This window comes from Pseudomonas oryzihabitans, assembly GCF_032027545.1.
Classification (GTDB): Bacteria; Pseudomonadota; Gammaproteobacteria; order Pseudomonadales; family Pseudomonadaceae; genus Chryseomonas; species Chryseomonas oryzihabitans_F.
This window is the reverse complement of the sequence record NZ_JAVSJB010000041.1, coordinates 1-10,610: the sequence shown is the minus strand read 5'-3', so window position 1 is coordinate 10,610 and position 10,610 is coordinate 1. Positions and strand designations below refer to the sequence as shown.

Sequence of the window (10,610 nt, the reverse complement as noted above, 5' to 3'; positions counted from 1 at the left end):
AGGGTCTCGTAGTTGGAGAACAGCCGATTGCCCAGGCGCAGGGCCTGGTCATTGCTGTGCTTGTCCTCTTGGTCAAGCTCGCCCCAGTCCGCCTGCAGGTGACGGCGCAGGTAGGTCACGGGGTTGAGCTCGCCGCGCTCCACCAGCTCGCTCACCGCTGCCGTCATGACGATCCGACCAGGATCGAAGCGTCCAGCCGGTAGCCGGAGCGGTTCAGGTGCTGCAGGTGGTGGTGGCTCGGCCGCTGCCGGCGCCGAAGTGATGGTCAGGACCTGTCCTAGCGTCTGAGATCCCGGTGTCATGTCCCAGGCCCGGATTACAGGCACGAAACGGTCGGTTAGGATCCGCGACTCCAGGACGTTGCCGTCCTCATCCTCGGTGAACTCGGTGCGGCTGACCTTCTCCTTGTAGGTGTCGCCCTTGAGTACCAGGACGCGTCCATTGGGAGAGGTGACCACGCCCGAGATGGCCCCGGCTGCGAGAGCCAGGGCCAGGTGCCATTGCGACAGCGCCTTGACCGGTGGTCGTGGTACTTGGCCAGCCTGGCCAAAGTGCAGGGTGAAGTCGCTCCAGAGTCCGCCCAGCCGACCTGTTTCCAGGGCTAGCTGCTCAGGCTCCAGGGTGACGCGGTAGAAGTGCTCCAGCTCCGTGACGGCGGCTGGCACACCATAGGGTTCCCCGAGCCATATCTCCGGTAGCGGTTCGGCCGAGGCCTCGCTGCTGCCGATCGCACGAAAGCGCTCTCGGGTTGCCTTGACGTCGGCAGGTCTTGCCAGGTCCTGCCGGCGAATCCGGATGCCGAAGATCACCACCTGCTTGAAGGTCGGATCCGCGGCCGCGTGGATCCGCAGGCCGGTGAAGTGATTGCAGAGCCAGCCACACAGCTCATCGTCCAGGACGTAGTGCGGCACGATCAGTACCAGGGTGCCGCCGTACTGCAGCAGCGGTAGCGAGCGCTGGTAGAACAGCTTCTCCAGTCGACGGCGGCCGCTGCCCTGGTACTGGGTGGCGCCGCTGTGGTCGGCAACCAGGTCGCCATAGGGTGGGTTGAGCCAGAGCAGCCCAAAAGCCTGCCGCGTGACGATGGTGTCCATGAGGTCACCCTGCAGGACACGATCGAGCAACCCGCGGGCGTGCTCGGCGCGCTCCCGGTCGTATTCCACCGCGCAGGCCTGGACGCGCTCACGCCCGAGGGTATGAGCCGCTTCAGCCAGGGCCACACCTTCGCCCGCGCACGGATCGAGGATCCGCATGGCGCCGGTGGAGGCAGGGCTCAGGGCCTGCAGGGTACGTTCGAGAGTGACCTCGTCAGTGGGGTAATAGCCGTTCTTGGCGAAGTTGCGCGCCAGGCGCGGAAACATCAGGGCCATGGTCGGAGCTCCAGTGTTGGGAAAGTGAGGGAGGAGGGGCCGCAAGCGGCCCGATCAGGAGGTGGTGAGCAGACCGGCGCGGATGCGCTGGCCAAGGTGGTACTGCAGCTCGTCGAGCTTGAGTCGGAGTCGCCAGCCGGCCAGGTCGCCCAGGGCGCCGGGTAGGCGCTCGAGCATCTGCTCCTGCAGGAGCAGCTCCATGACCGGTCCCTGCCAGTGCGGCAGGAGCGGGAGCGGGCAGGTGTCGACCACCAGAGGCCAGAGGCTGGCCAGAGGGTCGATGTTGTCGCGTACCAGGGCGTAGGCCAGGTGATTGGCGCGATCCGGTACCGCGCAGCGCCCGTCGAACAGCCAGACGTGAAGCAGGCTGCCAAACAGGGTGCCGCGCAGTTGGCGGGTCGTGCGTTTCTCCAGTCGCTCGGCGTCCGGAAAGACCGGCAGGCTGCGGCCGCTCTGGACCAGGTGGAATTGCTCGAGGCCGCCTTCGCTACGTCCCAGGGTGAGCCTGGCCAGAAACTCCTGGACGGCGGTGTCGCGGCCCCAGGCCGAGAGAAAGATCAGCCGCCGTTCTTCATCGCAGACGCAGGCGTCCACCAGCAGATCGGGGCACTCATCGATAGGGTAGAGGGGCATCGTCAGCTCCTGAGGGAGGCAACGCGCCCAGGGGCGGTTGCCCCGAGGTGGGTGAGAAGGCGCTCAGCGCGCGGCGTGGTATCGACGGACGCCTTCGCGCCATTCGAGGTTGATGCCGTGGGTGGCCCTAGGAAGGAAGTGCAGCGGACAACTCCAGTAGAAGGGGCCCGAGCTTTCATCCAGTGACTTGTGGCCCCAGCGGCCTCCGTGAACGTCCAGTAGGTTGCAACCGATCAAGGTGCAGGTTTCGCCCGCCGCGACGCCATGAATGACGCCATCGCGCCTGGGTACCAGCTTCACGATCTGCCACAGCACGTTGTCGACTAGGTGATGATCGATGACCGTGCGGGTGCAGTTGTCGGTTTCGCCGTTGGCGATCAGTTCGGCGATCAGCTCATCGCGCGTGGGGTGAGAAAACAGCCAGCCCATGGGGAAGGTCCTTTAGGTGATGGCCAGGCCTTCCCGCTGGGAGAGGTCCCAGCCGGGTGTGGTTGTGAAGGGTGAGGTCAGGCCGCGCGGTTCCAGGCCTGCGATTTGAAGTCCATGGTGTAGCCCAACTGGCTCAGCCGTTGGCATTGCTGCCGGAGGCGTTGCCGGTCGACCGTGGAGTCCAGCCGTACGGTGTCGCCGAGTGGCCAGACGGTACCGAAGAGCTCCTGGTCCGCTTCATCGACATCCGGCTCAGGTGTCAGCTGAGTAGAGGCGGGTGATGCCGGCATCCCGAAGGGGGCGCTGTCGTCTGCAGGCGCGACCGGAGCGCTGGCAGGCCTGGCGGGACGCGAGGGTTGTGGGCGAGCCTTTGGCGGAGGTGCCGCGACAGGTTGCTCTTCATCGAGCGGATCTGGCGACTGCGCATCGATCTGCGCGTTGTCGTAGGCCGTCAGGGTGTCGAGGTCCTCGAGCACCATGCTGTCCAGGCGCGCGCGAATCTCGATGACCAGGCGGCCGCCGGTGCTGTAGGACGATGCACGGATCTCGGTGATGACGAACTCGCCGCGGTACTTGCCCTCGACGTGTTGTTCGAGCACAGCGTCCTTGATGACGAATTCACCGATAGAGGTAGAGAGCCGACCGACGTTAAAAGCGCCGTTGCGTCCCTGGATGGTGCGGATGGCCAGGTGGCCGGGGATCTTGATCATGGCGGTCCTCGTGAATAAGGGGCACGCCATGCCCGACAGGGGATGAGTACCCTGTGGGAGAAAACGGTGAAAGGTGCATCCATCGGCGGAGCCGACCGCTTGCGCTACCGGATGCTCGGCAAGCTTGGGATTGGATCAGCGCGGGGCGCCGTGGTCTTGAGATCCTGACCACCTGGGCATGGCTGACGACGTCAGCGGCATGTAGGATGATCATGATTCCGAAGGAGCGATGTGTCAAATGGTTGCTTTTAGAAGCACAAGCAATTAATCGCACAGGCGTGATTGGAATGTACGTCTACTATAAGTTGGTTCTTCGGAGAAGGATTATACATCGATGAGTAGTGCAAAGTTCTCTCTGGGTAAACCCATGACTGCCGAGCAATACGCGCAAGAGTGGGAAATAAATTCAAGGTCGTTTTCTAATGAAGGCTATTACCGCTGGATGGTCGAGCAGCTGGGCGCTGCAACCAAGGTTCTAGAGGTTGGCTGCGGCTCGGGTAATGGGACGATCGCACTTGTTAAGTCCGGCTGCAAGGTCGTCGTGATAGAGCCTAATCGGCCTATGATTAATATAGCTATCAAGAATCTAAAAGGAGCAGGGTACGACGCGGTTGAAGTCGATCTGCGGCAGCTGGCAGCCCAAGAAAATGACGCGCCCTCTGTGTCAATCATTCACGGTGATGTTTTCAGCCTGGAATTTTCAGAAACGTCTGTAAAAGCCAAATTTGACGCGGTTGTGTGTTGGTTGGTGGGTTCTGAGCCGGAGCGACAGGCAGAGCACTTGAATAAAAAGCTTGAAGATTTTGATGGCCCTGAAGCTGCTTATTATAGAGAGCTGATCCACGCGCGTTGCTACAAAATCGGCGAGTCGCTCTTGAAAAAAAGCGGTGTAGTTCATCTAGTGGATCGTGGTGGTATTAGGTCTTGGTCTGATAAGGATGATGCGCGTGACTCGTTGGTAGCTCAGCATCAGGAGTTGGCCGGCGACGCTTATGATGTGAGTCGAAGCAATACATTTCTGAGAAAATTGCACTCCGACATGAAGGCCTCTCATATAAATTATATAGCGGAGCAAGCTGCTGCTAGTGCCATTACGGTCTTTAGTTCTGTGAAAGGCGTGCTTCGGTAGCAGAAGGAACAGTCTGTCCTTTGGATGATATTGAGCTAAGCATTCGTTCGTGCATTAAAGGTATCGAGCGAGGGTTTTCATCAATTTTATTTGGAAGGTTGCTTTTAGAATAGGCGCCCGAAGGCGCCTGTCAGGGGGGGTTAGAACTGAGGCAGGCCTTCAAGCAGGCAGCCATTGGGGTCAAGGATCAGGATCCTGACGTCGGCCTGGCCTGCCAGGCTGAGCACCCGTATGGTTTCCGGCATGAAGCCTTCTTCGTGGTGCTTCGCCTGCAGGACCGACAGCCCGAACCCTTCCAGATTGTTCAGGTGCTCGTCCGTCCAGGGCGTACCGTGCAGCTTGAAGCCGACGGCGTCGCTGTCTGGCAGGGTGAAGCACTCGAACATCAGTTGCTGGGTGTCAGCGTGCTGCACCAGGTCCTGTAGGTCATCCCACTCGTCATCGGGCAGATGGGACGAGGTGATCTCGAACGCTCGACTGTAGAAGCCGGTTTCGAACTGGATCCGCTTGAGCAGGCCTTGGGCCCTAGCCAGAGTCTCAGTGTCACCGAGGTGAATCTCTTCGCCATTCTCAATGGCACGAAGCGCATAGACCACTGCCCGTACCTGTCCAGTGGACGGGTAGAGCGTGTGCTGGTCAGCAGTGACTTCCTCCGGCTCGATAGCCAGGGCATGAGTTTCGTTGAAGACGCTGTAGTGGCCTACCAGTTGGTCGTCGGCTGCATTCTGTTGCTCAGCCGTTATCTGTCGGTAGCAAGGCTCGAAGTGCTCGTCGTAGGTGATCAGCAGCTCGCGGCGGATAAACAGGTCCTGGTAGCCGCGAATGAAGGGGTTAGGGGTGGTCATGGGGCTCTCCTCAGGAAGAGGAGCCGCCCGGAGGGTCGGCCCCCTCTGGGTAGTGTGGTGGTTGATGGAGCTCAGCAGAGCTAGGGTTTAGGGATGTTTCAGATCCTTCGCGAAGAACATCGAAAGATCCTGGTGTTGGCAGGTGTTGGCAGGTGTTGCAGGTCATCTCGCAGGTGTCGTCCCAGTCGGACTCAGCATCTTCGGGCGCATCGATGTCGGGTCGAGGTGGTGTCACTCCCCCCTCGGCTGAGACGTCAGCAGAGCCGCACTGCGGGCAGGTCCAGCACATGGCTACTCCTCCTCCGGGTAGTGCGGCCAAACGCTTCGCTGGGCCAGCTCGACGGCTTCACCAAAGCCGTTGGCCATGGTCATGTCGGCGATCAGCTCGATAGGGCTATTGCCCCATACCAGCAGCATCACACCTTCGTGGCCGGCAGTGCCTTCCGATAGGAAGCGCAGCTTGGCCAACTCGGTTTCCGCCGCGTGCTTGGCGATCTCGTCAGCGGACCAGGTAGCGTGGATAGGCCCCCAGGCCTCGCCATCCCACAGTTCAGAGGCGCGCCACCCTTGGCGTTGTAAATCGGTCAGGACGGCTACCAGGTCGCTGTGCTCGGTTACCGCCTGGGCGGTGGAGGTGGACGAATTGTTCATTGAAGACTCCTCGGACGAGGAGCTGCCCAGAGGGTCAGCCCCTCTGGGTAGGTGGATAAAAGTGAAGCTAGATGTGCAGCAGGTCCTGCAGGTCAACGATCCCTTGGGTAGCTCGCATCAGCAGGGTCTGAACACGAATCTCGGGCTCCTCAGCGAAGCCAGGGTAAAGCAGCTCGGCGATGTGATAGTCGCGTCCCTCAAGTACTCCCTGGACATCTACGACCCGTAACGGCGGCGCAGCGTGCTCAGGGTCGGGCAGGAAGCGAATCCGCTCGAAGCGGGTCAGATAGGACTCGAACTCATCCGTGGACATCAGGATGTAGAGGTGCAGCGGGCGACCGTCATCGTCCAGCTCGCTGCCGAACGAATCAAATGACAGGGAGTAGAACAACCGCGGCTTGAGCCCTTGCGCGCGAAGCGCCGAGAGTCCTGTCTGGGCTTCCCGGAGGCTTGCTGCACTGCTGTGAATGGCGTTGCCGATAATCAGATGGTGAGGCATAGCGATAATCCTGATATTGGCAGACAGCCGCCCCCTGGGGACGGTGTCCCCGGGTGGGAGGGTGAGATCAGGCGCTTAGCAGTGCACGGACGTGCGGCCGCCAGGCTTTGTGGACCAGCCGCCCCTTGAGTAGGTCAGCGTCGGTGTCTAGCAGTCGCGAGGTACTGAAGTTGTCCCAGCCGTGTTGGAACGCGGAGCGCGAACGCAACAGCTGGATCTGAGCCAGCACCACCTTCTCTTCCTCGGCCGTGCGGCAGGGGTCAATCCAGTCGATGCGGCGGCTCTCACGATCCACCTTGCCCGCCATGACCAGGTGGCCGTGGCGATCGGAAACGGAGATCCGTTTCGGGCAGAAGGTGAGCGCTGCTGCAGGTATCGGATAGCGGTCTTGTCGGACTGCGTCCAAGGCGATGGGTAGGATGTCATCGAGCAGACCGCACTGGCCGAGCTGGACGTAGCCATCGATGTGGAAGGTGCCACGACCAGAATCTTCTAAGCGCTCCATCGACCCATGCAGGGTGATGGTGAACTGCCGCTCGAAAAGGTCTTGGCGAAGAGACGTACCAGGAACGTACGGGTTGCTGACGAAGGCCTGGCCTTCGAAGTGTTGAATAATCAAATCCATGATGCCTCCAACGTCCTTGGATCCATCATGCCCTCAAGGGATGACGAATCCCTTAAAGGTAGACGAAGCGGATTAGAAGCCAAGCAAGGCAGGAACGAGCGACGACAATCCGTGCTGGGTCCAGGTGCCTTCTGCCAGGGCTTGGTCAGCCTCGGCCTGCTTGCGGAAGTACTTCGACTCGCGACTCAGTGGAAAGCCATCCTCATCGACAGTGCCGATGTAATAGCCCGCGTTGCTGCGCAGTACCTGAAGGGGAAAGTGTTTGCCTTCGGATTCGAAGGCGAGCCGGCCGAAGCCTGCAGGGGTATCCGTAGCCATGGGGCCTCCAAAAGACAAAGGCGCCCAAGGGCGCCTATAGGGTGTGGTTAGTCAGGCCTGGACGCGGTCAGCGCTGGTGGCGTTCATCTCGAACAGGAACCAGGCGTTGTCGCAGAACAGGTCGCTGCTCAGCAGCTCTTCGGTGACGTCGTCATAGGAGACTTCGGCAACGATGGGCAGGGCGGGCAGCTCGGACTTGATGGTGGCGATGACTTGCATGATGGGCTCCAAAATCTAGCTAATGGAGATCACCATGCCCCGGTCCGGAGATGGTGCCCCCGGATGGGTGTGCGAAGAGAAAGGTGGCAAAGCCTAGGTAGAGCAGAGGCGCCCGGTGGGCGCCTGGAAGAACTGGGTGAGTCAAGCGGCCGATTGGTCGCTGTCATCCCCTTGATCCGTACCTTGCTGCTCAGCCGGGGCTGCGTCGCGTGGTTTGGCTTCGTAGACGAATTCACCTTCCACTTTGATCCAGCCGATGTACAGGAGACGACCTTTCAGGCTTGCGCCGTGTTGTCCCTGCTTCGGTCCGGAAGAGTAGGTGAAGGGATCAGCCCAGCAATCGCCGATGCGGAAGGACACGAGGACCTTCTTCTCAGCGTTGACGGCTTCAATGCAACGACGAACCAGCTTTTCAGCTTCGGCGCCGACGACATTGCAGTCGATGTAGCGGTATTCCACCGCTTCTTTGCTGCCGCACAGGGCTGCTACGGTGACGGCCAAAAACGGCTTGGCGCCTCTACCTTTGGGTCTCACTTCGCGGATGCGGTTGAGGTAACCGATACCGGTGGTGTGCAGGTCGAAGTATTGGCTTTCGTTGGCTTGGTTGCTCACGGTGTATCTCCAGTTTCAATAGGTGAAAACGGAGAACACCTTGCCCGGGAGGGGAAGAGTATTCCCCGCGTGGGTGGGTGTAGCCAGAAAGGGTGGTGCCAGGTCAGTGCATGAATTTCATCGCAGTCAGCATGATGCCAACAGCGGTAGAGATCATGACGCCCATGCGGATGGTGAGCTTGAGTTCGTTTTGTGCGAAATCAGCCTTGGTAGATGCCTGTAGCTTTGCAATATCAGCCTTGATGTCTGCCAAGTCAGCCTTGGTAGCCAGCTGGGTTTGCATATCGGACTCCAGAGCATCGACAACAGCAGTAGCTTTGTCTTCCGTGACATTGATGGAGCGCAATGCCTGGTACAACGCAAAACTGCTTCTCATGGAAGGTCTCCAGGTTTTGACGGAGACCGGCCCTGACGGGTAGTCCCGTCGGGTGGGTGGAAGGTGCATTCATCAACCGGGGGTGCCGGTCAATCGTTCGCGCTACCGAATGCTTAGCGAACTTGGGTTTGGATCGATGCGCTTTGGGCGCATCGCAGTCGTGAGATCCGAGACTGCCTGGGCATGTTGCTGACAACGTCAGCGGCATAGACCCTCAGAATGTTCAGAGCCGTATCGCTTGTCAATACCCTCAAGCGTGAAAAAGCCCTCCGAAGAGGGCTTTGGTAGAGCAATGCGTCAGTGCGAGCGGATCAGCTTCAATGCCCTGGCTTTGACGTTGGGCCAGTCAAGCCAGACAGGCGTCCCCACACAGACAACCAGCACCAATGACAACATGATGATCCCAAAGGTGGTCTGACTCATGTCATTTCTCCGTAGTGAAGATGACGGCTATGGACCTGCTGAAGACAATGACCGCTATGGCACAGCCGCTAGCAGTCGGCGACCGCTGAAAAGCTAGTCAGTAGAAAAGGGCGGTCGGTCACTGCATGAATTACATCGCAGCGATCAGGATGAGCACAAACGCAATGAGCATGAGGGATACGTCGATCGTGAATCTGCTCACTAGCGGGTCGCTGTCAGACTTGGTGCTCAATTGGGGCGGTGCCGCATCCAGCTGGGTACCCAAATGACGCTGTGCTAGGCCAGGCTTGGTAGCCCGTTGCGCACGTATGTGAGCCTCCAACGCATCGATGATGGCCATCGCCTTATCTTCCGAGATATCGACGGAACGCAACGCCCGGTACAACGCCAGATCAAGTCCCATGAAGGTCCTCCATGGTGCGAGAGTTTTCGGTGGCTGACAGACTCAAGGTGTCAGAGGGTCAACGCTTGTCAACCCCGCGGAAATGAAAAAGCCCTCAGAAGAGGGCTTTGGGGGTGTGGATCATTCAGTGAGATCGCAGCAGCTTCTGCGCTTTCAGTTTGAAGTTGGGCCAGGTGACCCAAATCGCCATGCCAGAGCAGACGAGCAAAAGAAAGGTCAGCATGAGAATGCCGAAGGCGGTCTGACTCATGTCATTCCTCCACGGTAAGGACGATACCTATGAACCAGATTAGAACACCTACTGCGAGGGCACAAGCCGTCAACAGTCGGTGATCGCTGAGGAAGACACCTACGATGCCGGCGGCCACCGAGGTGGTACCAACCTTTCGCAGATCCTCTGCCACAGCGGTTTGTTTTTTGATAGCCATCAGCTCTCCTTCGTTCAGATGACGTCAGGAAAACCGCCCTGACGGGAGGCTTCCCGACAGGGGTGGGTAAGGTGTGAATCAGCTGGCCATCGCGACCTCAGGGTCGAACGGGGCGATCAGCTGGTCCAAGGAGCCCGGACGCAGCACGAGGGGCGCTGGCGACTGGACGGGCTCAGTGACAGAGGCGGCAGCCTTGGGTTTGCGCGGCTTGCGCTCGCGCTTGGGCTTTTCAGGCTGGGCTTCCTGGGTGTTTTGCTTGAACCAGGTGTTGAGGTCGATCGCGTTGCGGCGAACGAACGCCGGCACGTGATCCATCTCCTCGAGCACAGCAGCCGATACGATCGGTTGCGGAAACTCGACTACACGACGTTCAGCCGGTGCTATGGACGGACGCGCAGCACGTGCCTGGGCTTGGGCATTACGCACGGTGCGAATGATTTCACGCAGGGCAGTACCGACGGATTCGCCAAAGCGGTAGCTCAGGGTAGGGGTGGTCATGGTGTTTCTCCTGCAGGTGAGTTATGCGGAGAAACACTGATCCCGGGCGGGGGAGTGTATCCCCGCTGGGTAGGTAGAGCAGATGTGTGAGGTGCCTCCATCAACCGGTAGAACCGGTCAACCGTTCGCGCCTCCGGAAGCTTGGCGAACTATGGGTGCGGATCGACGTGGGTGACCACGTTGCAGTCTTGAGATCCAGAACTGCCTGGGCATGTTGCTGACGACGTCAGCGGAACATGGAGCAATCATCAGAGGCGGCGGATAGGGCTGTCAAGCGGAAAGAGGGCAGAGCAAGGCAAGAGCGGAAGCGGCGGTCGAGCGAGGGGGGAAGCAGGAGAAGCGCGCCAGGCGCAACGCTGGGTCTAGCAGCAAGGCGCCTCGGCGAGGTGAGGCTAGTGGAGCTCAAGAGAAAGATGCCACCTGTGAGCGTGAGCACCGGCAT

At 59.8% G+C, this 10,610-nt stretch carries 18 protein-coding genes; 1 reads left to right on the top strand and 17 read right to left on the bottom strand.

The window, feature by feature from the left end; genetic code table 11:
* From RND78_RS26950 to RND78_RS26935, 4 genes are all read right to left on the bottom strand, one after another.
* The coding region (locus RND78_RS26950; RefSeq protein WP_312733208.1) for a DUF6094 domain-containing protein at positions 1 to 1,370 on the bottom strand (1,370 nt) is incomplete at its 3' end.
* A 54-nt stretch (positions 1,371 to 1,424) separates the two neighbouring features.
* Positions 1,425 to 2,003: a hypothetical protein gene (locus RND78_RS26945; protein ID WP_312733207.1), complete on the bottom strand. Its 579-nt coding sequence runs from the start codon at positions 2,001 to 2,003 to the stop codon at positions 1,425 to 1,427.
* Between the two features lie 63 nt (positions 2,004 to 2,066).
* Entirely contained in the window at positions 2,067 to 2,432 is a 366-nt protein-coding gene (locus RND78_RS26940) for a hypothetical protein (protein ID WP_312733205.1), read from the bottom strand.
* A 77-nt stretch (positions 2,433 to 2,509) separates the two neighbouring features.
* Positions 2,510 to 3,142, bottom strand: a complete 633-nt coding sequence (locus tag RND78_RS26935; protein WP_312733203.1) for a DUF3275 family protein — start codon at positions 3,140 to 3,142, stop codon at positions 2,510 to 2,512.
* Positions 3,143 to 3,476: 334 nt separating this feature from the next.
* Between RND78_RS26935 and RND78_RS26930 the strand changes: the two genes are divergently transcribed.
* On the top strand, positions 3,477 to 4,271 hold the full coding sequence (locus tag RND78_RS26930) for a class I SAM-dependent methyltransferase (RefSeq protein ID WP_312733201.1): 795 nt from the start codon (positions 3,477 to 3,479) through the stop codon (positions 4,269 to 4,271).
* A 140-nt stretch (positions 4,272 to 4,411) separates the two neighbouring features.
* Here RND78_RS26930 and RND78_RS26925 read toward each other — a convergent pair whose 3' ends face one another.
* The 13 genes from RND78_RS26925 to RND78_RS26865 all read right to left on the bottom strand — a co-directional run bounded on the left by RND78_RS26925 (position 4,412) and on the right by RND78_RS26865 (position 10,168).
* A complete protein-coding gene (locus tag RND78_RS26925; RefSeq protein ID WP_312733199.1) occupies positions 4,412 to 5,116 on the bottom strand; it encodes an ABC transporter substrate-binding protein in 705 nt (234 codons plus the stop codon).
* Between the two features lie 291 nt (positions 5,117 to 5,407).
* On the bottom strand, positions 5,408 to 5,767 hold the full coding sequence (locus RND78_RS26920) for a hypothetical protein (protein WP_312733198.1): 360 nt from the start codon (positions 5,765 to 5,767) through the stop codon (positions 5,408 to 5,410).
* A 67-nt stretch (positions 5,768 to 5,834) separates the two neighbouring features.
* On the bottom strand, positions 5,835 to 6,266 hold the full coding sequence (locus RND78_RS26915) for a hypothetical protein (RefSeq protein ID WP_312733197.1): 432 nt from the start codon (positions 6,264 to 6,266) through the stop codon (positions 5,835 to 5,837).
* 67 nt (positions 6,267 to 6,333) lie between these two features.
* Positions 6,334 to 6,891 (bottom strand): hypothetical protein, encoded by a 558-nt coding sequence (locus RND78_RS26910; RefSeq protein WP_312733195.1) that lies wholly within the window; start codon positions 6,889 to 6,891, stop codon positions 6,334 to 6,336.
* A 72-nt stretch (positions 6,892 to 6,963) separates the two neighbouring features.
* Positions 6,964 to 7,209: a hypothetical protein gene (locus RND78_RS26905; protein ID WP_312733192.1), complete on the bottom strand. Its 246-nt coding sequence runs from the start codon at positions 7,207 to 7,209 to the stop codon at positions 6,964 to 6,966.
* A 51-nt stretch (positions 7,210 to 7,260) separates the two neighbouring features.
* Positions 7,261 to 7,428 carry a hypothetical protein gene (locus tag RND78_RS26900; protein ID WP_165904673.1) on the bottom strand — a complete coding sequence of 56 codons (168 nt, stop codon included), beginning with the start codon at positions 7,426 to 7,428 and terminating at the stop codon, positions 7,261 to 7,263.
* 141 nt (positions 7,429 to 7,569) lie between these two features.
* Positions 7,570 to 8,040 (bottom strand): STY4534 family ICE replication protein, encoded by a 471-nt coding sequence (locus RND78_RS26895; protein WP_312733190.1) that lies wholly within the window; start codon positions 8,038 to 8,040, stop codon positions 7,570 to 7,572.
* A 103-nt stretch (positions 8,041 to 8,143) separates the two neighbouring features.
* Entirely contained in the window at positions 8,144 to 8,416 is a 273-nt protein-coding gene (locus tag RND78_RS26890; protein ID WP_312733188.1) for a hypothetical protein, read from the bottom strand.
* 297 nt (positions 8,417 to 8,713) lie between these two features.
* Complete coding sequence (locus tag RND78_RS26885) at positions 8,714 to 8,839, bottom strand: hypothetical protein (RefSeq protein WP_312733186.1); 126 nt, start codon at positions 8,837 to 8,839, stop codon at positions 8,714 to 8,716.
* 130 nt (positions 8,840 to 8,969) lie between these two features.
* Positions 8,970 to 9,242, bottom strand: a complete 273-nt coding sequence (locus tag RND78_RS26880) for a hypothetical protein (RefSeq protein ID WP_312733184.1) — start codon at positions 9,240 to 9,242, stop codon at positions 8,970 to 8,972.
* Between the two features lie 124 nt (positions 9,243 to 9,366).
* A complete protein-coding gene (locus tag RND78_RS26875) occupies positions 9,367 to 9,492 on the bottom strand; it encodes a hypothetical protein (RefSeq protein ID WP_280309235.1) in 126 nt (41 codons plus the stop codon).
* Position 9,493: 1 nt separating this feature from the next.
* A complete protein-coding gene (locus RND78_RS26870; protein ID WP_280309237.1) occupies positions 9,494 to 9,670 on the bottom strand; it encodes a hypothetical protein in 177 nt (58 codons plus the stop codon).
* Between the two features lie 78 nt (positions 9,671 to 9,748).
* Positions 9,749 to 10,168, bottom strand: a complete 420-nt coding sequence (locus tag RND78_RS26865) for a hypothetical protein (RefSeq protein WP_312733178.1) — start codon at positions 10,166 to 10,168, stop codon at positions 9,749 to 9,751.
* Between the last annotated feature and the right edge of the window lie 442 nt (positions 10,169 to 10,610).